Source organism: Rathayibacter sp. AY1D9, from assembly GCF_002932395.1.
GTDB lineage: Bacteria > Actinomycetota > Actinomycetes > Actinomycetales > Microbacteriaceae > Rathayibacter.
In genome coordinates this window covers 56,999-78,868 of the sequence record NZ_PSVQ01000006.1, presented here as the reverse complement: position 1 = coordinate 78,868, position 21,870 = coordinate 56,999, and the positions used below count along the sequence as shown (strand labels likewise).

Genomic DNA, 21,870 nt, shown 5'->3' with positions numbered 1-21,870 from the left:
GCGCGCTACGCCGTCGCGGGGCGCGGGTTGATCAGCGGCGGACGCTTCGGCGCGACCTCGTCCGCACCGGCGGAGGAGACTCCCCCGTCCGTCGCACCCGAGTCGATCGGCGCCTTGGCGACCGGGACCGCGATGGGCGGCAGGTCGGACAGGGGGCGCTTGTCGCTCGAGAGCCACTGCGGGCGCTCGTCGATGCGGCGGACGTCCTTGAAGATCTCGGCCAGCTGGTCGTGGTCGAGCGTCTCCTTCTCGAGCAGCTCCATCGCGAGGCGGTCGAGGATGTCGCGGTTGTCGTTGATGACCTGCCACGCCTCGTCGTGCGCCTGCTCGATGAGCTGGCGCGTCTCGGCATCGACCGTCTCGGCGATCTGCTCGGAGTAGTCGCGCTGGTGGCCCATGTCGCGGCCGAGGAACATCTCGCCCGACGACTGGCCGAGCTTGACCGCTCCGACGTTCGCGGACATGCCGTAGTCGGTGACCATCTTGCGCGCGATGGAGGTCGCCTTCTCGATGTCGTTCGACGCTCCGGTCGTGGGGTCGTGGAAGACGATCTCCTCCGCGACGCGGCCGCCCATCGCGTACGTGAGCTGGTCGAGGAGCTCGTTGCGGGTCGTGGAGTACTTGTCCTCCAGCGGGAGCACCATCGTGTAGCCGAGGGCGCGACCGCGCGGAAGGATCGTGACCTTGGTCACGGGGTCGGTGTGGCGCATCGCCGCCGCCGCCAGAGCGTGTCCGCCCTCGTGGTAGGCGGTGATCAGCTTCTCCTTGTCGCGCATGACCCGCGTGCGGCGCTGCGGCCCCGCGATGACGCGGTCGATGGCCTCGTCGAGCGCGCGGTTGTCGATCAGCTGCGCGTTGGAGCGGGCGGTGAGCAGCGCGGCCTCGTTGAGGACGTTGGCCAGGTCGGCGCCGGTGAAGCCCGGGGTCTTCCGGGCGACGACCTCGAGGTCGACTCCGCCGGCGAGCGGCTTGCCGCGGCCGTGGACCTCGAGGATCCGCTTGCGGCCGAGCAGGTCGGGGGCGTCGACGCCGATCTGGCGGTCGAAGCGGCCCGGACGCAGCAGCGCGGGATCGAGGATGTCGGGGCGGTTCGTCGCCGCGATCAGGATGACGTTCGTCTTGACGTCGAAGCCGTCCATCTCGACCAGCAGCTGGTTGAGGGTCTGCTCGCGCTCGTCGTGACCGCCGCCCATCCCGGCGCCGCGGTGGCGGCCGACGGCATCGATCTCGTCGACGAAGATGATGGCCGGCGAGTTCTCCTTCGCCTGCTGGAACAGGTCGCGGACACGGCTCGCGCCGACGCCGACGAACATCTCGACGAAGTCCGATCCGGAGATGGAGTAGAAGGGGACGCCCGCCTCGCCCGCGACCGCGCGCGCCAGCAGGGTCTTGCCGGTGCCGGGAGGGCCGTAGAGCAGGACGCCCTTCGGGATGCGGGCGCCGACGGCCTGGAACTTCGCGGGCTCCTTGAGGAACTCCTTGATCTCGTGCAGCTCCTCGATCGCCTCGTCGGCGCCGGCGACATCGCCGAACGTGACCTTGGGCGACTCCTTCGAGACGAGCTTCGCCTTCGACTTGCCGAACTGCATGACGCGGTTGCCGCCGCCCTGCATGCCCGAGAGCATCAGCCAGAAGAACGCGCCGATCAGCAGGATGGGGAGCAGGAAGCCGAGAGCCGAGAGGAACCAGTTGGTCTGCGGGACCTCGTCGTTGTAGCCGGTGCTGCCGAGATCGGCCGCGGACACCGCGTCGACGACCTCCGCGCCCCGAGGGGCCACGTAATAGAACTGCACCTGCGTGCCGTTGTCGCCGTCGGCCTGCTTGAGCGTGAGATCGACGCGCTGCTCGCCGTCCACGATCTTCGCCGAGTCGACCTTGCCGTCCTTCAGGAGGTCGAGACCCTCCTGCGTCGTGACCGGCCGGAAGCCGGACATGGTGATCAGCGAGGAGCCGATCCACACCGCGACGATCGCCAGGACGACGTAGAGGATGGGACCCCGGAAGATGCGCTTCACGTTCATGCTTGTTGCGGGTGCGACACCCGGCGCCTTTCTGACGAGGAGATTGTGCCTGCCAGGCTACCTCCCGCACTCTGAGCGCCGCCCACGCGTTCGCCGTGGGCCGAACGGCCGCGGGCGGTGTCGTCTGGCGGGGATGCGGCGGGCCGCATCCCCGCGCGCGGTCGGCTTCGCGACGGGGTGCGTTTCGCAGAGCGGGTGCTGTCGGACTGCCGGGAAACGCTGGCACGCGTTTCCCGGTCCGCGTCCTCTGCCTTGCGGGTGGAGGCGGAAGTCTCACGGGCAGGACGCGCCGCGAGAGCGCAGGAGTTGTCGCACTCGAGCTCGACAGCGACGACTACTGCGGTCTCGGGAAGGAGGCGAAGGTGTCCGAGCAGGACGCGCCGCGAGAGCGCAGGAGTTGTCGCACTCGAGCTCGACAGCGACAACTACTGCGGTCTCGGTGGGGGGCGAAGGTGTCCGAGCGGGGCGCGCCGCGAGAGCGCAGGAGTTGTCGCACTCGAGCTCGACAGCGACGACTACTGCGGTCTCGGGAGGGGCGAAGGTGTCCGAGCGGGGCGCGCCGCGAGAGCGCAGGAGTTGTCGCACTCGAGCTCGACAGCGACGACTACTGCGGTCTCGGTGGGGGGCGAAGGTGTCCGGGCGGGGCGTGCCGCGACGAGGGGCGGCAGACGCGGACGGACCGGGCCCGCCCGGCCCGGGTCAGGCCGACTCGAGGAGGGGCTCCGGGTCGCGGAGGGCGGGCACGAGGCCGCGGCGGCGGCGGGCGGCGGCCAGCACGGTCACGGCGAGCGCCCCGACCAGCCAGAGCACGAGCACCAGGACCGCGTGCGCGACTCCGATGCTGCCGCCGGCGATCAGCGAGCGGAACGCCTCCACCGTCCAGGTCAGCGGCAGCACTCCGTGGATCGCCTGGAAGAAGGCGGGAGCGGTCTCGACCGGGTAGGTGCCTCCGGCCGAGGACAGCTGCAGCACGATCATCAGCAGCGCCAGGAACCGGCCCGGGGCGTCCAGCAGCGCGATCAGCGCCTGGTTGATCGCCACGAAGGTGAGGCTCGTGAGCACGGCGATCCCGATCAGCCCGGGCAGGTTCGACGCCTCGACGCCCGCTCCGAAGCGGATGACGAGCGCGGCCAGGACGCCCTGGGCGACCGCCATCAGCGCGCCGGGCAGGTAGCTGCGCAGCGCGATGACCCAGGCGGGCCGGCGCGCGGCGAGGAGGCGGGAGCTGAGCGGGGCACTCATCAGGTAGAAGGCCAGCGCGCCGACCCAGAGCGCGAGAGCCATGAAGTAGGGGGCGAGGCCGTAGCCGTAGGACGGCACGCGGTTCATCCGCTCGGCGTCGATCCCGACCGGGGCGGCCGCGACGGTGCTGAGCTCCTGCGCCTGCTCGCCGGTGTAGGTGGGCACGTCGTCCGCGCCGTCCGAGAGCTTCGTGTCGAGGGTGCGCGATCCGGAGGCGAGGGAGTCGATCCCGTCGGCGAGCTCCTGCGAACCGGTGGCCGCGTCGGCCGAGCCGGTCGCGGCGGTCTCGGCGCCGTCCGCGAGGTCCGACGCGCCCGTCGCGAGGGCGGCCGTCCCGGAGGCGAGGTCGGAGGCGCCGGCGGCCGCGGAGGCGATCCCGCTGGTGAGCGGGCCGACCGCGCCGGAGAGGGTGTCCACTCCGCCGGCGACCTGCGCGGCTCCGCCGTCGAGGGTCGCAGCTCCCTGGGCGAGGGCCTGCGCACCGGTCTGCAGCTTCTGGGCGCCGTCGGCGGCGGAGGTCGCCCCGGTGGACAGAGCGGCGGTGCCGGTCGCGAGGTCGGCGGCTCCGCTCGAGACCGTGGCGGCACCGGCGGCGAGCGCCGTCAGTCCGCTGCCGTCGTCGCCGACGAGCGCGGTCGCACCGGAGGCGAGCGTCTGCGCGCCCGCGTCCGCCGAGGCGGCTCCGCCCGCGAGAGCGGCCGCACCCTGCTCGAGGGCGGTCAGCTCGGCCACGCGCTGGGCATCGGACAGCGAGTCGTACCGCGAGAGCAGGGAGGCGAGGCCGGAGTCGACTCCGGTCGCTCCGATGGCGAGTTGCGGAGTGGCGGTCGCGAGCGCTCCCGCGCCGGTCGCGAGCTGCTGGGCTCCTGCGAGGGCCTTCCCCGCTCCGTCGGAGAGGGAGGCGGACCCGGTGGCCAGCGCCGCGGCACCGGATGCCGCCGAGACCGCGCCGTCCTTCAGGGTCGACGTCCCCGCGGCGAGGTCGGTGGCGCCCGAGGCGAGCGACGCCGCTCCGCCGTCGAGCTGCTGGGCGCCGTCGGCGACCGTGCGGGCTCCCGTGTCGAGCGCCGCCGCCTGGTCGGGCAGCTGCCCGGTCCCGCTCGCGATCCGCTGGAGTCCCGACGAGAGGTCGGACGCTCCGGAGGCCGCGCTCCCCGCGCCCGAGCGGAGGGAGTCGGCGCCGGTCGCCAGCTGCGCGGTGCCGTCCTGCAGCTGCGCGAGCCCGACGACCAGCTCGGAGGAGCCGGACGCGGCGGTCCCGGCGCCGTCCGCCAGCTGAGCGGCGCCGTCGGCCGCCTGCTCGAGGCTCGAGTGCACATCGGTGAAGCCGAGGTAGACGTTCTCGAGGTAGGTCGCGCCGACCTTCTCCTCCAGCGTCCTCGTCACGGTGGTGCCGATGGTGGAGGCGATGTTGCCGACGATCAGGTTGGCCGCGTCGTTCGTCTCGATCGACAGCTTCGCCTGCACGGCCGCGGCGGGGTCGTCGCCACCGACAGAGGCGACGTCGGCCGAGAAGCCGGCCGGCACCGTCAGCACGGCGAGGACGTCGCCGGAGGCGAGCTCGCGGGACGCCTCGTCGGCACCGGTCGCCGTCCAGGCGAAGTCCCAGCCGGACGTGTCGGTGGTGAGCTGCTCGGTCAGGTCGTCGCCGAGGGCGAGCGCGGAGCCGTCCGAGGCGGTCGCGCCGGTGTCCTCGTTGACGATCGCGGCGGGCACCGTGTCGAGGTGGTGCGTGGGATCGAGGTTGGCCGAGGTCAGCAGTCCCGCGTAGATCAGCGGGATGAGCGCGATCGCGGCGAAGACGACGACGAGGCGCGGGTTCACGGCGCGCAGGGCGCGGCGGAGCGGGGAGGTGGTCATGGTCCTTCTACTTCGTGGAGTGCAGGGCGGCGAGCCGCGGCGAGGCGACTCCGGTGACGAGGAGCTCGGCGATGTCGGCGGAGGCCGAGGCCACGGGACGGCGGGCGTCGCCGTCGAGGAGCCAGCCGACGACCAGCCAGGTGGTGCCGGCGGCGAGGAGGACGGCGAAGCGCTCGACGCGGGCGTGGTCGCCGCCGCCCGATCCGCGCTCAGCGAGGGGCGAGAAGGCGAGGAGCCGCTGCGCGAGGAACGCGACGACCGACTCCTGCACGGCGCGGGCCGTCCCTCCGCTCAGCACGCGGCGGTAGAAGTCGGCGTGCACGAGCAGGCCCTCGAGGAGCCCGCGGACGATGCGGGGGACCGCGCCCTCCCAGTCGGCGGGGGCGGTGCCGGGAGCGACGTCGCCGAACAGCGCATGCATCCGCTCCACCGCGGCGGCCTCGATCAGTGACGGCACATCCCCGAAGTGCTGGTAGAACGTGGGGCGGCTGACGCCCGCGGCGCCGCAGAGCTCCGTGATGGAGGGCTGGTCGTCGCCCGGGCGGTCGAGGGCACTCGTGATCGCGGTGAGCAGGAGCTCGCGCGAGCGGGTGAGCCGCGGATCGGTCACGGGGTCCTTCTTCCCGGCGCGAGGAGCGCCTTCTTTACGTCCGTAAGATAACTTACAACCGTAAAGAAGAGCGCGCAAGCGTCAGGAGGAGGGCGGCTCCGGGAGCAGCGTCGCGATGGCGGACGTGTCGACGATCACCGAGTCGTGCGGAGTCAGTCCCGGGCTCCGCGGCGTCGGCACCGGCAGGCGCACGAGGAGGGCGCCCGGATCCACGCCGAAGCGCCCGGAGCGGGTGCGGCCGACCGGATCGCCGTCCAGCTCGGCGAGCACCGGCTGGTCGAGCTCGAACGAGAACTCGCGGCCGGGCCACTGCCGGAGGGAGGCGAGCCCGTTGCGGTTGCCGGTCGCGACATCCAGCGCGAGGCCGAAGCGCCGACGCAGCAGCACCAGCTCCAGGTCGCCGTCGTCGAGCACCGCGCCCGCGGCCAGCTCGATGTTCGCCACCACGGAGCTGCAGTTGCAGGCCAGCACCATGAAGCAGCGCTGCGGAGGCTCCTCCGCGCCGTCGATCGTGAGGGTCACCTCGAATCCGGCCTTGAACATCGCCGGCGCGCCCGCCGCGAAGTAGGCGCCCCAGCCCACCCGCTTCTTCAGCTCCTCGTCCGTCTTGTCCATGATCTCGGCGTCCAGGCCCACCCCGCCCATCACCATGAACACCCGCTCCTCGCCGTCGTCGAACGCGGCCGTGCCCACGTCGATGGCGCGGTCCTGCCCGAGCAGGGCGATCTCGACCGCCTCGGGCAGCGAGCCGAGCGGGATCCCGAGGTTCCGCGCGAGGAGGTTGCCCGTGCCGCTGGGCAGCAGGCCGTAGGGGACGCCGGTCCCCCGCAGCACTGTGGCGACGGCGCGGACGGTGCCGTCGCCTCCCATCGAGCACACCAGGTCCGGGCCCGCCTCGAGCGCGGCGCGGGCCGCGGCGGCACCGGAGTCGCCCGGGCTGGTCTCGAACCAGAGCGGCTCGTTCCAGCCGTGGCGGCGCGCGATCGTCGCGACCAGGTCCTCCGCGGCGCCGACGTCGTCGAACTTGCTCGGGTTGATCACGACGGCGACGGTGCGCTTCTCGGGTGCCTTCACCCCGTCAGTCTGACGGCACCGGCGACCGGTCCAGTCGCGCTGACGCCTCCAGGGCGAGCACGGCGCCGATCTCGGCCGAGAGTGTGGCGGGCAGCGACGGAGGCACGTCCCAGCGGGGCCCGGCCAGCAGCACGCCGCGGCGGACACTCGAGCTCTGCAGCGCGGCGACGCTGCCGGTGACGAAACCGCGGACGCGAGCCGCCACCGCGGGCGCGACTCCGCTCGTCGTGGCGAGGTCGACGAGGTGCCGGTAGGCGATGCCGCCGAACAGGGCGCCGTCCCCCGAGCCCTGGTCGACGAAGACGCCGTCGGGGGCGAGCCGGTCCAGCAGGTCCTCGGCCGTGCGGGAGGCGTGGGCGACCAGGCGGGGGTCGGGCCGCAGGCGGTGCAGGGCGAGCGCCGCGCCGATGTAGACGGCGTGGTTGTAGCTGAAGGCCCAGTCGTCGCGCGCGGAGCCGCCCTCGCGGCCGATGCCGTCGGCGACGAATCCGGTGTCGTCGTCGCGGAGGCGCACGTGCATCCAGTCCAGAGCGGCGCGAGAGAGCTCCTCCCGGCCGTCCGGCCGCAGCCGCTCCAGGCGCGCGCCGAGGATCGCGAACGGGCCGTTCGCGGGCGCGTTCTTGTAGTCCAGCTGCCGGCGGCGCCAGGCGAGGCTCGCCCCGTGCCGGAGGTTCCAGCCCTTCGCGACGGCGAAGCGCCACAGGCGGTCGGCCCGGTCGAGGAACCGCGGGTCGCCGGAGGCCTCCCCGAGGCGGGCGAGCGCGCCGCCGAGCCACATCATGTCGTCGAAGTAGCCGTTGACCAGGCGCCCGCCGTTGCGGAGGCGGATCGCCCGGTGGATCCGCCGGGCACGCTCCAGGTGCGCCTCGTCGCCCGTGCGCTCGAAGGCGTCGACGGCCGCGTCGATCGCGTGCGCAAGCCACCAGTAGTTGAACTCGAGGTCGGCCCGCAGGGAGGTCGGGTAGCTCATGTGATAGCCCAGCAGGGGCACCGCGAAGAGCCGCTCGAGGCTCTCCTGCGCGGTGTCCGCGGCGCTACTCGTAGACGTGCGGGGCGAGGACGGCGACATCGCGCAGGTTGCGGTAGCGCTCGGCGTAGTCGAGCCCGTACCCGATCACGAACTCGTTCGGGATGTCGAAGCCGACGTAGGCCACGTCGACCTCGACCTTGGCGGCCGCGGGCTTGCGGAACAGCGCGCAGATCTCGACGGACTCGGCGCCGCGGCTGCGGAGGTTGCCCTGCAGCCACGAGAGCGTGAGGCCGGAGTCGATGATGTCCTCGACGATCAGCACCTTGCGGTTCGTGATGTCGGAGTCGAGGTCCTTCAGGATCCGCACGACGCCGGAGGACTTGGTGCCGCTCCCGTAGGACGAGACGGCCATCCAGTCCATGACGATGTCGAGCTTGAGCTCGCGGGCCAGATCGGCCATCACCATCACGGCGCCGCGCAGCACCCCGACGATGAGCAGGTTCTCGCCCGCGTAGTCGCGCTCGATCGCGCGGGCCAGGGCGCGGATCCGCTCGTGGATCTCGGCCTCGGTGTAGAGGACCTCGGTGATGTCGTCGGCGATGTCGGCTGCTTCCACCCGGCCACTCTACGGGTGCCCGGCCCCCGTCTCCCCTCCGCGAGACTCCGCTCCTGTACACCTCCGCCGGCGAGTCGCGTGCCGGAGCGGCATCTTGCGGGGAGGGGCCGGGCGTCTCGCGGGGACCGGCCTCGCGGAAACGGGGTCAGGGGGCCGCGGGTGCGAAGACGAGGGTGGTGCCGCGGCGGGTGGCGAGGACGCCGGGGAGGTCGACGCCCTTCTGGCCGTGCCAGTCGGTGACCAGCGCGGCGACCGCCAGCGTCTGCGAGCGCGAGAGCGCGACTCCGAACTCGTTCGCCACGACCAGGCGGATGATCCGCTGCCGCAGCGCCGGCGGGTCCGCCGCGAGCCCGCGCGCGTCGACCGTGACGTGCCCCGCCTCGTCCTGGCCCACCAGCTCGAGCGCCCAGTCGAGGGCGAGCGCGTCGAGCGCGTCCCCGTCCTCCCGCAGCTGCTCGGCCGTGCGCGCCAGAGCCTGGGCCACTCCCGGCCCCAGCTCGTCCTCCAGCACGGGCAGCACGCGGTTCCGCACCCGGACCCGCGAGTAGCGGGGGTCGTCGTTGTGCGGGTCGTCCCACGGCACGAGCCCCTGGTCGGAGCAGGCGAGACGGGTCGTCTCGCGGCGCAGGCCCAGAATCGGCCGACGCAGCGGCCCGCTCACCGGCGCCATCCCGTGCAGCGAGGCCGCACCGGCTCCTCGTGCCAGGCCCAGCAGCACCGTCTCGGCCTGGTCGTCGAGGGTGTGGCCCAGGAGGATCGCGGCGGCGCCCGTCGCGGTCAGCGCGTCGTCGAAGGCGCGGTAGCGAGCGCTTCGGGCTGCCGCCTCCGGACCGCCCTCGGCGGACACCGTCACCACCTCGCGCAGCACCGGCGCGAGCCCCAGCCCGTGCGCCTGCTCCGCGGCCCGCCGCGCGACCTCCGCCGACGCCTCCTGCAGCCCGTGATCGACGATCACCGCGCCGGCCCGCCTCCCGCCCCGCGGGGCCTCGAAGGCGACCGCCGCCGCGAGCGCGAGCGAGTCCGCTCCCCCGCTCAGCGCGACCAGCACCAGCGCTCCGGGGTCGAGCCCGTCGAGGCTCTCGCGCACCGCCCGCCGCAGATCGGCGACGGCGGGGGTCAGGCGGGGGCGATCGGGCACATCAAGTAACGTAATGCCAGCGATCCGCCCCTCCCGCGCGCGCACCCGCGCGAGCGTTCCGGAGGCCGATCCGTCCGCCGATGCGCCGCTCACGGCGCCACCGACTCAAGGAGAGAGCATGGCCGCATACGACGTCGTCGTCGAGATCCCCAAGGGGAGCCGCAACAAGTACGAGGTCGACCACGAGACCGGTCGCGTCTACCTCGACCGCGTGCTCTTCACCTCCTTCGTCTACCCGACGGACTACGGGTACTTCGAGAACACCCTCGGCCTCGACGGCGACCCCGTCGACGCGCTGGTGCTGCTCGAGTACCCCGTCTTCCCGGGCGTGGGCGTCTCCGTCCGCCCGGTCGGCGTGCTCAACATGAGCGACGAGGCCGGCTCCGACGCGAAGGTGATCGTGGTCCCCGCGAAGGACCCGCGCTGGCAGCACATCCAGGACATCGGCGACGTCCCGGAGCAGACGAAGAACGAGATCAAGCACTTCTTCGAGCGCTACAAGGACCTCGAGCCCGGCAAGTGGGTCAAGGTCGACGCGTGGGGCGACGCCGCCGAGGCGGAGCAGATCGTCCAGGACGGCATCAAGAAGCTGGCCGAAGAGGGTCACTGACCCCTCGCACCGACGAAGGAACCCCCTCCCGTCGTCTCGACAGGAGGGGGTTCTCTCGTTGCGCGGTACGGCCGCGGCTCAGGCGGCCGGGCGGCCGACCATGCCGGCGGGCGTGCCCCAGGTGTTCCAGATGCGCACGGGCTTGCCGTAGTCGGCGGCCTCGATGATCTGGTTGTTCCCGAGGTAGATGGCCACGTGGTAGTAGTCTCCGCCGCCGCCCCAGAAGATCAGGTCGCCGCGCTGGCGCTGGCTGTAGGGGACGAGCTTGCCGGCGCCGGCCATGGTGTTGTACTGGTTCGTCGCCGAGTGGGTGCCGATGTAGATGCCCGAGGACGCGTACGAGGCCTTGGTGAGGCCGGAGCAGTCCCACTGGTCCGGGCCCATGCCGCCGAGGACGTACTCCTCGCCGAGCTGAGCCATCGCGTACGAGATCGCGTTCTCGACGGCGCCGCTGGTCGGCACCAGGACCGGAGCGGTCACCGGCTGCGGGAGCGGCTGAGCCGCCGGCTGGGCGACCGGCTGAGCAGCGGGCTGGGCCGGAGCAGGAGCGGGCTGCTGCTGCGCGGGCTGCGGCGCGGCGGGCTGCGGGAGGGACGCGGTCTGACGCGACGGGGCGGCGGTGTCGGCCTGCGCCGAGGACTGCTGCTGGGCGGAGCGGGCGGTGGACTGCGCCTGAGCGGCGGCCTCCGCCTCGGCCTGCGCCTGGGCGGCGGCCTCGTCGGCCTGGCGCTTCTGCTCGCCCGCGAGGTACTGGGTCTCGGCCTCGACTGAGGAGTCCTTCAGCAGCGCGAGCTGGGCGACCAGCTCCTGCGACTTCTCCTCCTGCGCCGAGAGCGACGCGCGGGCCGACTCGGCGGCGGCGTCGGCGTCCTTGCGGGCGGCGTCGGCCTCGTCCGAGAGCGCCTGGTGCTCGGTGACGGCGCGGTCGGCCTGGTCGCCGAGCGACTCCGCGTTCTGCTTGTCGGCGAGGGCGTCGGCGTAGACCTTCTGCGACTGCTCCGAGAGCTGCGACATCGCGCCGAGCTGGTAGAGCAGGTCGCCCGCGTCCTTGCCCTTGGCGACGAGGCTGGCGGAAAGGTCGCCGCCGGCGGCGCGCGAGAGGTGCGCGGCCAGCAGGCCGGCGCGCATCTTCGAGGTCTGGGCCTTGGCGGAGGCGGTGGTCGCCTTCTCCTCGAGGTCGGCGACGGCCTTCGCAGCGGCGTCGAGCGCCTCCTTGGCCTGGCGCCAGGCCTCGGCCTTCTTCATCGCGGCGATCGACTTCTCGTCGACCGCGGTCTGCAGGCTCGCGATGAGGCCGGTGATCGAGTCGATCTCGGCCTGCTTGCTCGCCTCGTCCTTCTTCGCGTTCTGCACGTCGTCCCACGAGGGGTACTTCGCGTCGTCGGCGAGGGCCGGGGTGATGCCGAGGGACGCTGTGACCGCCGTGACCGCGAAGGCGGCGGAGATGACGAGCGGGAGGCGGCCCTTCCAGGCGCGCTCCCGGGGTGCCGGGGTGAAGGTGCGTGCGGTCGTCTGTGCGTCAGCCAAGGGTGACTCCTCGTTGGGCCATGAAAGGTTGGGCGTCGACGGCGGAGCCGTTGACGCGGGTCTCGAAGTGCAGGTGGCAGCCGGTGGAGGCGCCGGTCGAGCCGACGGCGGCGATCTGCTCGCCCGCCTGGACCTGCTGGCCGACGCGGACGAAGATCCCGCCGGACATGATGTGGGCGTAGCCGGTGCTGATGCCGCTGCCGTGGTCGATCAGAACCCAGTTGCCGTAGGTGCCGTTGGGGCCCGCGTAGGAGACGGTGCCGCTGTGCGCCGCGAAGATCGGGATGCCGCAGCCGCCCGCGAGGTCGGTGCCGCGGTGGTACGAGCCGGAGGATCCTCCGCCGGTCGAGATGCTGTCGCGCGGGCCGAAGGTGCCGGTGATGCGGCCTCCGGCAGGGCGGACCCAGCCGGAGTCGCTGACGGCGCTGGAGCCGCCGCCGCCCGAGGGGGCGACGTACCCGCCGCCGCCACCGCTGCCGCCGCTGGACGCGGCCCGGGCGGCCTCGCGGCGCGCGGCCTCGGCCTGGGCGGCGGCCTGGCGGGCGGCCTCCTCCTCGGCGAGCTTCCGGAGGCGCTCGGCCTCGCGGGCGGCGACGCCGGCCTCGTACTCGGCCACGGTCTTCGACTCGGTGTCGCGGAGCGCGGCGAGCTGCTGCTCGAGCACGACGCTCTGCTCCTGCTGCTCGGCGAGCGCGGCCTCGGACGCCTCCTGGGCGGCGGTCGCCTCGGCCAGCTTCTGCTCGGCGGCGACGCGGAGGCGCTCGCGCTCCGTCTGCGCGACCTCGGCCTGGTCGGCGAGGGAGGACGCGGTGTTGCGGGCGGTGCTGGCCTGCTCGTAGATCGCGGAGGAGCGCTCGACCAGCTTGGTCATGCTCCCGATCTTCGACAGCAGCTGGTCGGCCTGGCCGGCCTTCTGGTCGAGGAAGATGTTGACGGACAGGTCGGTGCCGGTGCTGCGGTAGAGCTGCGCGGCGAGCAGGCCCGCCTGCTGCGAGGCCTTGTCGGCCTCCTCGGCGCTGGCGGCGGCCCGGTCCTCGAGCTTCTTCGACTGGTCCGAGGCCTCGTCGAACGCCTGCTGAGCGGCGAAGTGCTCGTCGCCGCGCTGCTGCGCGAGCTGCTGAGCGGAGGCGACCTCGCTCTGGAGGTCGCCGATCAGGGACGTGATCCGGTCGACCTGAGCGGCCGCGGCGGCGGTGTCGCCCTTCGCCGCCTCGACGTCGGCCCACGACGGGTACTCGACCGCCTGGGCGGGAGTGGCGACGAGCAGGCCGGCGACGAGCGCGACGACGGCGGAGGCCAGGGCAGCACCTCGGAGTCGCCCGAGTCGCGGCGCGCCGGGGAGGCGAGCGGAACGCGGACGGCGCAGGGAGTGGGGCATGGGACCTCGGGGATAGGGGGCCCTCCCTCCGCGGCGGTGCGGCTCCGGCGCGCGGGTGGGGGGAAGAGCGATTCCGCCCCACCCTAACCGCGGCCCTGCCCGATCTCCTAGACCCGGGTCAACCCCGGACGGGGTGCACGTCGCCTGCGGAACCGTCGATTTTGCATCCTGCGCCGCGGCCCTCTATGCTTGCGTGTCGGTAGTCATGGGGGGTCGGCCGCAGGGTCGCCCCGCGAGTCTCCGGCCCCATCGTTTAGTGGCCTAGGACACCGCCCTTTCACGGCGGCAGCACGGGTTCGAATCCCGTTGGGGTCACGGATGGGTCGGTACTACCAGCACCACCAGAAGTACCAGCACCACCGGAAAGTGCGCCGGCTCGAGAGGGTCGGGGCGTGAAAATAGAACAGCCTCGAAGGCAGTATGCTTGTCTTCGCAACGAGGCCCTGTAGCGCAGTTGGTTAGCGTGCCGCCCTGTCACGGCGGAGGTCGCGGGTTCAAGTCCCGTCAGGGTCGCAAAGAGGCCCTTCCGAGAGGAAGGGCCTTTTTCAGGAGATCACCTCTCCAGCGACATCACGTCGCAACGGCTCTGTAGCTCAGTTGGTAGAGCGCACGACTGAAAATCGTGAGGTCACGGGATCGACGCCCGTCGGAGCCACTGGAACCCTCGCCTAGCTTCTACATGGCGGGGGTTTCTTCGTACCCGGAGGTCCCCGCCGCCGCGATCCGCTACGTGCGCCCGTCCTGCCGATCCGGACCGCGCCGAGCAGTGACGGCAGCCCGGATCCCGTCCAGGCGGTCTGCGTAGGCTGGCCCGGCCATGCAACCCGACGCCTTCCCGCCGCCCGATCCCGCGACGCTCGCGCCCGACTCCGCTGCGACGACGTCCTGGCCGGCCGAGCCCCTCCCCTCGGTCCACGCGCCCTACTCCTCCCTCCTCTACCTGCCCGATCCTCGGGTCCGCTGGGGCCTGCCGACCGCCGTGCTCACGATCGTCGGGATCGTCCTGCCGCTGGCCGTGCTCATCCTGCTGTTCGGGTTCGGCGTGCTCCCCTACTCCGCCGGACTCGCCTTCGCGGGGGCGCTCGCGAGCTACCTCGTCGCGCTGATCGTCCCGTTCGCGGCGTCTCGGCTGCGCGGGCTGGGCACGATGGCGGCCGACTTCGGGCTGCGGTTCCGCTGGATCGACGTGCCCATCGGGATCGGGCTCGGCATCGCGGTGCGCGTCGTGATCCTGTTCGTGCTCGCCGCGTTCGCTCCGCTCCTCCAGGACGCGCAGGGGAACCTCGACATCGACCCCGATCCGCTGTGGTTCGTGCTGAGCTCGGTCCTCATCCCCGTCGTCGTCGCGCCGCTGGTCGAGGAGGTCCTCTGCCGCGGCGTCGTGATGCGCGCGGTGCGGAACCGGATGCTCCGGGGCTCCGCGGAGTCGGCGCCCACCCGCGGCCGCCGCGTCTGGGCGATGGCGTTCAGCATCCTGGCGTCCACGGCGGTCTTCGCCCTGCTGCACGGGCACCAGATGGTGAACCCGGCGACGATCGTGACGCTCGGCGTGACGACGGTCACCGCGGGACTCGCGCACGGCTGGATCGCGACGACCACCGGGCGGCTCGGAGCGGCGATCGTCTCGCACGCGACGCTGAACGGCTCCGCGGTGCTGCTGCTGGCGCTGCTGCCGCTGCTGACTCCGTAGGGGGATCTCGAGAGGCCCGCTGCGCGGGGTGCTCGATCGGCAGGAGTCGGGGCGGCCCGATCGGGGGCGTGGGGTGGCGCGTCAGACGTCGTAGGTGCGCGCCCCGGGCAGCGGGCCGTGGACCTGGCGGTGGAGGCGCTCCATGTCGGCGTCGAGGGTGGCGGCGGTGCGGGCCGCGTCGGCGAGGCCGTCGAGGAGCTCCTGCGGGACCTGGCGGTCGTACTTGTAGTAGATCTTGTGCTCCAGGCTCGCCCAGAAGTCCATCGCGATGGTCCGGAACTGCACCTCGACGCAGACGTCGACCGATCCGCCGGAGAGGAACACGGGCACCTCGACGATCGCGTGCAGGCTCTTGTAGCCGTTCTCCTTCGGCTCGGCGATGTAGTCCTTCACCTCGAGCACCGTCACGTCGGACTGCGAGGTGAGCAGGTCGAAGACGCGGTAGACGTCCGAGACGAAGCTGCAGGTGATCCGCACGCCGGCGATGTCGGTGATCGCGTCGGCGATGCCGTCGAAGGTCGTCTCGCAGCCCTTGCGCTCGATCTTCTCGATCAGGCTGTCGGCCGACTTGAGCCGGCTCGTGACGTGCTCGATCGGGTTGTACTCCTGCAGCTCGCGGAACTCCTCCTGCAGGATCGACACCTTCGTGACGATCTCGTCCATCCCGAACTTGTACTGGAGCATGAAGCGCGCGAAGTCGTCGCGCAGGGCGCGGATCTCGGCGACGGTGGTGGCGTCGAGCGCTTCGGCGACGGCGTCCGTCAGCGGAGGGACGGCGTGCGCGGGTTCGGGGATGCGGGATTCCACAGTCGGACACCCTACGCGCGGAGTCGTTCGAGACCGGTGGGAGGCGCCCGGCCTAGCCTGGGAGCGTGATCACCGAGCCCCGCCCGCTGCGCTTCTGCGCGTTCGTCATGAACACCGCCTCCCACATCCAGCACGGCCTCTGGCGCCACCCCGACGCCCGGCAGCACGAGTTCGACGACGTGCAGCTCTGGGTCGACCTCGCCCGGACGCTGGAGCGCGGCCGCTTCGACGCGATGTTCTTCGCCGACGTGGCGGGGCTCTACGGGCCGGCGGACGGCGACTGGGACGTCAACGCCCGCGAGGGGCTGCAGCTGCCCAGCAACGACCCGTCCGTGCTGCTCTCGGCCCTGGCGGTGAGCACCGAGCACCTCGGCTTCGCGTTCACGAGCTCGGTGCTGCAGTCGCATCCGTTCGACTTCGCCCGCAAGGTCTCGACCCTCGACCACCTCTCGAAGGGGCGGATCGCCTGGAACATCGTCACCAGCGCCCTCGACGGCGCGGCCCGCAACTTCGGCTACGACCGGCTCGAGGAGCACGACGAGCGCTACGCCTGGGCGCAGGAGTACCTCGACGTGGTCTACAAGCTGTGGGAGGGCTCGTGGGACGACGGCGCGCTCCTGCGCGACAAGAGCGGCTCCTTCGCCGACCCGGCGCGCATCCACCGCATCGACCACGTCGGGAAGCGCTACCGCGTGCAGGGGCCGCACCTCTCGGCTCCGTCGCCCCAGCGCACGCCCGTGCTCTTCCAGGCCGGCTCCTCCCCCGCGGGCCGGCGCTTCGCCGCGCGGAACGCGGAGGCGCAGTTCGTGTTCTCGGGGTCGCCGGAGAAGACCCGCGAGCTGATCGAGGACACGCGGGCCCTCGCCGCGGCGGCCGGTCGCGGCGCGGGTGCGCCCTCCTTCTACCTGGGGCTCTCCTTCATCACCGGCGACACGGAGGAGGAGGCGCGCCGCGCTGAGCGCGAGATCGACGAGTACCTCTCCTCCGACGCCTTCCTCGTGCACTCGAACCTCGGCTTCGACCCGACGACGGGCGAGAAGCTCGACCCCGACCTGCCGCTCTCGGCGATCGAGACCTACGCCGGCCAGAGCCACCTGCAGTGGATCCGCGACGCCTCCCCCGACCGCGAGCCGACCGTCCGCGACCTGGCCCGGCTCTCGGCGAAGCTGCGCGGACGGGTCGTCGGCACTCCGGAGCAGATCGCCGACCACCTGGCGGGCTGGCGCGACGCGGGGATCGACGGGATCAACGTCGTCAACTGGATCCTGCCCGGCAGCTACGAGGAGTTCGTCGACCGGGTGATGCCGGTGCTGCAGGAGCGGGGCCTCGCGCAGACCGAGTACGCCGAGGGGACGCTGCGCCGCAAGCTGTTCGGGACGGACGAGCTGCCGGCGACGCACCCGGCGCGGGCGTACCGCGGGGCGTTCGCGGGCTGAGCCCCTGCGGGCAGGGCTCTGCGCGTCCGCTGCCCCTGCACGGGCCGCTCGCCCCGCCCCGCGCACTCCGTCGGGCGGGGGACGCGAGGGCGGGTGCGGCTCCGTAGCGTCGAGGGATGATCCAGACCTGGGGAGTCCTGACCGCGCTGTACGGAGTCGTCGTGACGGCGGTCGCGGTGCTCGCGATCGTGCTGCTGGTGCTGCTGTGCCGCCTGGTGCTCGCCGCGCGCGAGAACCTGCAGGCCTCGACGCGGCTGCGCGAGCTGCAGATCGAGCGGATGCTGCTCGAGGACGAGTAGCGGGCCGCGCGTCGCCGGCCGCGACCAGGTCTCCTCAGCGAGGAGCACTCGCGGCCGACGACGCGCGGGCCGGTCAGGGCAGAGCGGGTCGCGCCTCAGGGCGGGGCGCCCGCGGGATGAGCAGGCCGAGGGCGACGGCGACCAGCGCTCCGATCGCGCCGATCACGAACGTGGTCTCGAAGCCCTGCGAGCTCGGCAGCTGCACGTCGCCGACGGACACGGTCAGCTGCGCGAGCACGCCCGCGGTCACGGCGGAGGAGAGCGTCGTGCCGAGGGTGCGCATCAGCGAGTTCAGCCCGTTCGCGGCGGCGGTCTCCGAGGCGGGGACGGCGTGCATGATGAGCGTCGGCATCGCGGCGTAGGCGAGGCCCAGGCCGACGCCGATGAGGGCGTTGATCACCAGGATCTGCCACACCTCGCCGCCGAACGGGAGGATCAGCAGGTACGAGACCGCGATCAGCCCGGAGCCGGCGATCAGCACGAGCCGCGGCCCGGACTGCGCCGAGAGGCGGGCGGCGAGCGGGGACGTCGCCATCATCGCCAGGCCCGAGGGGGCGAGCACGAGGCTCGCCACGATCAGGCTCAGGCCGAAGCCGACGCCCGACGCGGCGGGCAGCTCGAGGCGCTGCGGCAGGGTGATCTGGGCGCCGAAGAACGCGAAGCCGACCGCCACCGAGGCGAGGTTGGTGAAGAGCACGGCGGGGCGGGCGGCCACCCGGAGGTCGACGAGCGGGCTCTCCTGCCGCAGCTCGTACCAGCCCCAGAGGAGCAGGACGGCGATGCCGCCGAGGCCGGAGCCCAGGATCGCGGGGCTCGTCCAGCCGGAGTCGTTGCCGCGCGAGACGGCGATCAGCACGCCGCTCAGTCCGAGGGCGAGGCCGATCGTGCCGACCACGTCGAAGGTGCCGGGCGAGCGCAGCGTCGACACCGGTACGACCAGGAGGACGAGGACGATGTCGAGGACGCCGAGGCCCGCGGACATCCAGAACAGGACGTGCCAGTCGGTGTTCTGCGCGATGAGGGCGCTGAGCGGCAGGCCGAGCGCGCCGCCGATGCCGAGGGTCGCGCTGACCAGGGCGATCGCACCGGGGAGCCGGTCGCGGTGGAGGGTGTCGCGGAGGATCGAGATGCCGAGCGGGATGACGCCCATCACCGCGCCCTGGAGGGCCCGGCCCACGACCAGCGTCCACACGTCCCCCGCGAAGGCGCACACGATCGAGCCGATCACGAGCACGACCAGCGCGGCCACGGCCATCCGCCGCTTGCCGTAGAGGTCGCCGAGGCGGCCGGAGACCGGGGTGAGGATGCAGGCGCTGAGCAGCGTCGCGGTGATCACCCACGCGGTCTCGGTGCGGTCGGCGCCGAGCAGCGTCGGCAGCTCGGACTGGATCGGGACGACCAGCGTCTGCATGAAGGAGGCGCTCATCCCCGCGAAGGCGAGGACGGCGGTGATGAGGCGCGGGTCCGGCGAGCGGGTCAGGGAGCGTCTGTCGGAGTCGGGCACGGCTGTCCTTCGTGTCGGCGGCGGACGCGCACCCGGACCGCGGCGGCGGGCGGGCCGTCGTCGGCGGGATCGTATCGCTCGGCTCTGCTTTCGACCGGCTCGGGGCTCAACAGCGCGGGGCGCCGCTTTGTTCCCTCCTTCTCCTTCCCGCGCGCGTCGGGCAGGACGAGGATGGGCGGATGATCGACATCGAGAGCTGGATCGCCCGCTACGAGAAGGCCTGGGCCACGGACGACGCGGCCGATGTGGCCGCACTGTTCACCGAGGACGCCGAGTACTTCACGGCGCCGCACCGCGACGCGATCACTCCGCGCGACGCGATCGTGGAGTGGTGGCTGGCGGAGGAGGAGCCCGCCGACCCGACGTTCGCGTGGGGCCTGGTCGCGCTGACGGAGGAGACCGCCGTGGTGGAGGCGCGCACCGTCTATCCGGGCGACCGCACCTACCTGAACCTCTGGGTCATCCGCTTCGCCCCTGACGGGCGGGCGCGCTCGTTCACCGAGTGGTACATGGAGGAGCCGGCCGACTCCGTGTCCTGACCCGCGCGGGTCCTCATCGAGCGGCGAGGAGCGCTCAGCGGCGCCGGGTCAGAGCTGCGCGGCGGCGAAGGTGTCGCAGTCGATGGCGTCGCCCTCGAAGCCGGCCTGGAACCAGCGCTGGCGCTGCTCGGCCGAGCCGTGCGTCCACCCCTCCGGATCGACGGTGCCGGTGGCCTGCTCCTGGATGCGGTCGTCGCCGACGGCGGCCGCGGCGCCGAGCGCGTCCTGGTACTCCTGCGCCGTCACCGGCTTGAGGTAGGGCGTGCCGGTCTCGTCGGGCACCGTCGAGGCGTCGCCCACCCAGGCTCCGGCGAAGCAGTCGGCCTGCAGCTCGAGGCGCACCGAGTCCGACTCGGGGCCGGTGCCGGAGCGGTCCGCCGACTCCATCGCGCCGGTCAGGTTCTGGATGTGGTGGCCCCACTCGTGGGCGAGGATGTACATCTGCGCGAGCGATCCGCCCGAGGTGTCGAACCGGGTGCGCAGCTCGTCGAAGAAGTCGGTGTCGAGGTAGATCGTCCGATCCGGCGGGCAGTAGAACGGGCCGACCGCGGCGGTCGCGCTCCCGCAGCCGGTGGTGGTGCTGTCCTCGAACAGGTCGACGCCGGTCGGGGTCGTGTAGGCGACTCCGAGGGTCGGAGTCTGCTCGCCCCAGTAGCGGTCGAGCGACTCAGCCGCACCCTCGAGGCGGCAGTCGACCTGCGTGTTCGCGTCGGCGCCGCTGTCGCAGGCCACCGCGGTGGAGGTGACGCCCTCCGGCGAGGACCCGCCTCCGCCGAACACCTCGCCGAGGCCCGAGAGGTTCACGCCGAGCAGCTGCGAGAGCAGCGCGAGCACGACCACGCCCACCGCGCCCCCGCCGACGGCGATGCCGGTGGTGCGGCCGCGACGGCGGACCTTGCCGCCGCTGAGCTGGGAGTCGTCGTTGAAGGTCATGCCGACGAAGCTAGCGCTCCGCGGACGGGCTCCGCTCGGGCTTGCGGTCAGCCCCAGCGCGACTCGCTGGCCGAGCGGATGATCTCGAGCAGCGCCTCGCGCAGGGGGCCGTGCTCGAGCGAGCCCGGGAACATGTCGACCTCGAGGCGGTGCGCCCGGCGCCAGGCCTCGCTGCCCACGTCGGTGAGCGCGACGAGCTGCCGGCGGCGGTCCGACGGATCCGTGGTGCGCGAGACGTGGCCCTCGCGCTCGAGGCGCTCGATGGTGCGCGACATGGTCTGCACCTCGACGTGGGCCGCGGCGGCCAGCTCCTTCTGCGCGACGGGACCCGCCTGCAGGAGGTGCAGCACGATCAGGCCGGCGTGGGTGAGGCCGATCTCGGCGAGGGCGCCGTGCCAGGCGTGCTCGACCATCCGGGAGGCGGTGGAGAGCAGCCGGCCGGTGGGCCAGTCCTCCATCCCGGAGGCGTCGTCCGCGCGCATCTGATCAGGGTAGACCCGCTCCCGGGACACGACGGCACCGGGCGCGGGACGCTCAGGCACGGGCGCCCGGGCATCCCGGCCGCGAGGCGCGGACCGCCCCGCCCGTCAGGACGCGAAGCGGTCCGTCGCCTCGATCAGCGCGTCGAGGATCCCCGGCTCGTCGAAGGCGTGGCCCGCGTCGGCGATCATCCGGAAGTCGGCCTCGGGCCAGGCCCGGTGCAGGTCCCAGGCCGTGAAGGCCGGGGTGCACATGTCGTAGCGGCCCTGCACGATGACGGCCGGGATGTCGCGGAGGACGCCGGCGTCGCGGATCAGCTGCCCCTCCTCCAACCAGCCCCTGTGCACGAAGAAGTGGTTCTCGATGCGGGCGAAGGCGAGCGCGAAGACGGGATCGGACCAGTCCGCGATCAGCTCCGGCTTCTGCAGGAGGGTGATGGTCGACGCCTCCCAGGTGGTCCAGGCGACACCGGCGGGGCCGTGCACGGCGGGGTCCGCGTCGTGGAGCAGGCGGTAGTACGCCTCGATGAGGCTGCCCCGCTCGCCGGCCGGGACGACGGAGGTGTAGCCCTCCCAGAGGTCCGGGTAGACCGCGGCGGCGCCGCCCTCGTAGAACCACTCGAGCTCGGCGCGCCGGAGGGTGAAGATCCCGCGGAGGACGATCTCGCTGACCCGCTCGGGGTGGGTCTCGGCGTAGGCGAGGGCGAGGGTCGAGCCCCAGGAGCCGCCGAGCACGAGCCAGCGCTCGACGCCGAGGTGCTCGCGGAGGCGCTCGATGTCGGCGACCAGGTACCAGGTGGTGTTGGTCGAGAGGTCGGCCTCCGGCTCGCCGGCGTGCGGGGTGGAGCGGCCGCACATCCGCTGGTCGAACAGCACGATGCGGTACTTCTCGGGGTCGAACAGCCGCCGGTGGGCGGGCGAGGTGCCGGCTCCGGGGCCGCCGTGCAGGAACACGACGGGCTTGCCCTCGGGGTTGCCCGAGACCTCCCAGTAGAGCGAGTGGCCGTCGCCGACGTCGAGCATGCCGGAGTCGTGGGGCTCGATCTCGGGGTACAGAGTGCGCATGGCCCGCACCCTACCGACTGTCAGGGTCGCGGTCCGCGAGGCGGGCGGCCCGGCCCCGGAGTGGGCGGGAGC

19 protein-coding genes and 3 tRNA genes are annotated in these 21,870 nt (G+C 72.7%); 8 read left to right on the top strand and 14 right to left on the bottom strand.

Annotation, left to right across the window (positions count from 1 at the left end; genetic code table 11):
* Positions 1-5 precede the first annotated feature (5 nt).
* The 7 genes from ftsH to tilS all read right to left on the bottom strand — a co-directional run bounded on the left by ftsH (position 6) and on the right by tilS (position 9,531).
* On the bottom strand, positions 6-2,021 hold the full coding sequence (gene ftsH, locus C5C50_RS04770; RefSeq protein WP_104224104.1) for an ATP-dependent zinc metalloprotease FtsH: 2,016 nt from the start codon (positions 2,019-2,021) through the stop codon (positions 6-8).
* Between the two features lie 699 nt (positions 2,022-2,720).
* Complete coding sequence (locus C5C50_RS04765) at positions 2,721-5,123, bottom strand: YhgE/Pip domain-containing protein (protein ID WP_104272971.1); 2,403 nt, start codon at positions 5,121-5,123, stop codon at positions 2,721-2,723.
* 7 nt (positions 5,124-5,130) lie between these two features.
* On the bottom strand, positions 5,131-5,733 hold the full coding sequence (locus C5C50_RS04760; protein WP_104272970.1) for a TetR/AcrR family transcriptional regulator: 603 nt from the start codon (positions 5,731-5,733) through the stop codon (positions 5,131-5,133).
* Positions 5,734-5,814: 81 nt separating this feature from the next.
* The gene (locus C5C50_RS04755) at positions 5,815-6,807 is read right to left on the bottom strand and encodes a diacylglycerol kinase family protein (RefSeq protein WP_104234307.1); all 993 of its coding nucleotides are present in this window, start codon (positions 6,805-6,807) and stop codon (positions 5,815-5,817) included.
* Positions 6,808-6,811: 4 nt separating this feature from the next.
* Positions 6,812-7,777 (bottom strand): glycoside hydrolase family 76 protein, encoded by a 966-nt coding sequence (locus C5C50_RS04750; protein WP_181133887.1) that lies wholly within the window; start codon positions 7,775-7,777, stop codon positions 6,812-6,814.
* A 64-nt stretch (positions 7,778-7,841) separates the two neighbouring features.
* On the bottom strand, positions 7,842-8,393 hold the full coding sequence (gene hpt / locus C5C50_RS04745) for a hypoxanthine phosphoribosyltransferase (protein ID WP_104238400.1): 552 nt from the start codon (positions 8,391-8,393) through the stop codon (positions 7,842-7,844).
* Positions 8,394-8,538: 145 nt separating this feature from the next.
* Entirely contained in the window at positions 8,539-9,531 is a 993-nt protein-coding gene (gene tilS / locus C5C50_RS04740; protein WP_104272967.1) for a tRNA lysidine(34) synthetase TilS, read from the bottom strand.
* Between the two features lie 118 nt (positions 9,532-9,649).
* Here tilS and ppa point away from each other — a divergent pair, with 118 nt between their 5' ends.
* Positions 9,650-10,141 carry an inorganic diphosphatase gene (gene ppa, locus C5C50_RS04735; protein ID WP_068255683.1) on the top strand — a complete coding sequence of 164 codons (492 nt, stop codon included), beginning with the start codon at positions 9,650-9,652 and terminating at the stop codon, positions 10,139-10,141.
* A gap of 78 nt (positions 10,142-10,219) precedes the next feature.
* On the opposite strand, the gene C5C50_RS04730 is transcribed toward ppa, so the two are convergent.
* On the bottom strand, positions 10,220-11,668 hold the full coding sequence (locus C5C50_RS04730) for a C40 family peptidase (RefSeq protein WP_258067658.1): 1,449 nt from the start codon (positions 11,666-11,668) through the stop codon (positions 10,220-10,222).
* Positions 11,661-13,046 carry a peptidoglycan DD-metalloendopeptidase family protein gene (locus C5C50_RS17420; protein WP_104272966.1) on the bottom strand — a complete coding sequence of 462 codons (1,386 nt, stop codon included), beginning with the start codon at positions 13,044-13,046 and terminating at the stop codon, positions 11,661-11,663. The genes C5C50_RS04730 and C5C50_RS17420 overlap by 8 nt, the downstream gene beginning before the upstream one ends.
* 242 nt (positions 13,047-13,288) lie before the next feature.
* On the opposite strand from C5C50_RS17420, the gene C5C50_RS04720 reads away from it, so the two are divergent.
* From C5C50_RS04720 to C5C50_RS04705, 4 genes are all read left to right on the top strand, one after another.
* Positions 13,289-13,361 (top strand) — tRNA-Glu (locus tag C5C50_RS04720).
* A 124-nt stretch (positions 13,362-13,485) separates the two neighbouring features.
* Positions 13,486-13,559 (top strand) — tRNA-Asp (locus C5C50_RS04715).
* Between the two features lie 69 nt (positions 13,560-13,628).
* A tRNA-Phe gene (locus C5C50_RS04710) sits at positions 13,629-13,701 on the top strand.
* 162 nt (positions 13,702-13,863) lie between these two features.
* On the top strand, positions 13,864-14,736 hold the full coding sequence (locus C5C50_RS04705) for a CPBP family intramembrane glutamic endopeptidase (protein ID WP_104272965.1): 873 nt from the start codon (positions 13,864-13,866) through the stop codon (positions 14,734-14,736).
* 81 nt (positions 14,737-14,817) lie between these two features.
* Here the strand turns inward: C5C50_RS04705 and C5C50_RS04700 are convergent, their stop codons facing one another.
* Positions 14,818-15,420, bottom strand: coding sequence for a GTP pyrophosphokinase family protein (locus tag C5C50_RS04700; protein ID WP_104247860.1), 603 nt, complete (start codon positions 15,418-15,420; stop codon positions 14,818-14,820).
* Positions 15,421-15,650: 230 nt separating this feature from the next.
* Between C5C50_RS04700 and C5C50_RS04695 the strand changes: the two genes are divergently transcribed.
* Both C5C50_RS04695 and C5C50_RS04690 read left to right on the top strand, forming a co-directional pair.
* Entirely contained in the window at positions 15,651-16,979 is a 1,329-nt protein-coding gene (locus tag C5C50_RS04695) for an NtaA/DmoA family FMN-dependent monooxygenase (RefSeq protein WP_374954324.1), read from the top strand.
* 116 nt (positions 16,980-17,095) lie between these two features.
* Positions 17,096-17,278 (top strand): hypothetical protein, encoded by a 183-nt coding sequence (locus C5C50_RS04690; protein ID WP_104224402.1) that lies wholly within the window; start codon positions 17,096-17,098, stop codon positions 17,276-17,278.
* A 73-nt stretch (positions 17,279-17,351) separates the two neighbouring features.
* Here the strand turns inward: C5C50_RS04690 and C5C50_RS04685 are convergent, their stop codons facing one another.
* On the bottom strand, positions 17,352-18,782 hold the full coding sequence (locus C5C50_RS04685; RefSeq protein WP_244230520.1) for an MFS transporter: 1,431 nt from the start codon (positions 18,780-18,782) through the stop codon (positions 17,352-17,354).
* A gap of 179 nt (positions 18,783-18,961) precedes the next feature.
* On the opposite strand from C5C50_RS04685, the gene C5C50_RS04680 reads away from it, so the two are divergent.
* The gene (locus C5C50_RS04680; protein WP_104247847.1) at positions 18,962-19,321 is read left to right on the top strand and encodes a nuclear transport factor 2 family protein; all 360 of its coding nucleotides are present in this window, start codon (positions 18,962-18,964) and stop codon (positions 19,319-19,321) included.
* A gap of 48 nt (positions 19,322-19,369) precedes the next feature.
* On the opposite strand, the gene C5C50_RS04675 is transcribed toward C5C50_RS04680, so the two are convergent.
* From C5C50_RS04675 to pip, 3 genes are all read right to left on the bottom strand, one after another.
* Positions 19,370-20,254, bottom strand: coding sequence for a neutral zinc metallopeptidase (locus C5C50_RS04675; protein WP_104247848.1), 885 nt, complete (start codon positions 20,252-20,254; stop codon positions 19,370-19,372).
* Between the two features lie 47 nt (positions 20,255-20,301).
* The gene (locus tag C5C50_RS04670) at positions 20,302-20,736 is read right to left on the bottom strand and encodes a MarR family winged helix-turn-helix transcriptional regulator (protein WP_104247849.1); all 435 of its coding nucleotides are present in this window, start codon (positions 20,734-20,736) and stop codon (positions 20,302-20,304) included.
* A gap of 105 nt (positions 20,737-20,841) precedes the next feature.
* A complete protein-coding gene (pip, locus tag C5C50_RS04665) occupies positions 20,842-21,798 on the bottom strand; it encodes a prolyl aminopeptidase (RefSeq protein WP_104226020.1) in 957 nt (318 codons plus the stop codon).
* Positions 21,799-21,870: the final 72 nt, after the last annotated feature.

Excerpts from the sequence above, each read along its gene's own strand:
- C5C50_RS04705 (WP_104272965.1), top strand. The coding sequence starts at position 13,864 with ATGCAACCCGACGCCTTCCCGCCGCCCGATCCCGCGACGCTCGCGCCC.
- C5C50_RS04700 (WP_104247860.1), bottom strand. The coding sequence starts at position 15,420 with ATGCTCCAGTACAAGTTCGGGATGGACGAGATCGTCACGAAGGTGTCG.
- C5C50_RS04750 (WP_181133887.1), bottom strand. The coding sequence starts at position 7,777 with ATGAGCTACCCGACCTCCCTGCGGGCCGACCTCGAGTTCAACTACTGG.
- C5C50_RS04695 (WP_374954324.1), top strand. The coding sequence starts at position 15,651 with ATGAACACCGCCTCCCACATCCAGCACGGCCTCTGGCGCCACCCCGAC.
- C5C50_RS04670 (WP_104247849.1), bottom strand. The coding sequence starts at position 20,736 with ATGCGCGCGGACGACGCCTCCGGGATGGAGGACTGGCCCACCGGCCGG.
- C5C50_RS04680 (WP_104247847.1), top strand. The coding sequence starts at position 18,962 with ATGATCGACATCGAGAGCTGGATCGCCCGCTACGAGAAGGCCTGGGCC.
- ftsH (WP_104224104.1), bottom strand. The coding sequence starts at position 2,021 with ATGAACGTGAAGCGCATCTTCCGGGGTCCCATCCTCTACGTCGTCCTG.
- C5C50_RS04675 (WP_104247848.1), bottom strand. The coding sequence starts at position 20,254 with ATGACCTTCAACGACGACTCCCAGCTCAGCGGCGGCAAGGTCCGCCGT.
- C5C50_RS04690 (WP_104224402.1), top strand. The coding sequence starts at position 17,096 with ATGATCCAGACCTGGGGAGTCCTGACCGCGCTGTACGGAGTCGTCGTG.
- ppa (WP_068255683.1), top strand. The coding sequence starts at position 9,650 with ATGGCCGCATACGACGTCGTCGTCGAGATCCCCAAGGGGAGCCGCAAC.
- C5C50_RS04765 (WP_104272971.1), bottom strand. The coding sequence starts at position 5,123 with ATGACCACCTCCCCGCTCCGCCGCGCCCTGCGCGCCGTGAACCCGCGC.
- pip (WP_104226020.1), bottom strand. The coding sequence starts at position 21,798 with ATGCGCACTCTGTACCCCGAGATCGAGCCCCACGACTCCGGCATGCTC.
- C5C50_RS17420 (WP_104272966.1), bottom strand. The coding sequence starts at position 13,046 with ATGCCCCACTCCCTGCGCCGTCCGCGTTCCGCTCGCCTCCCCGGCGCG.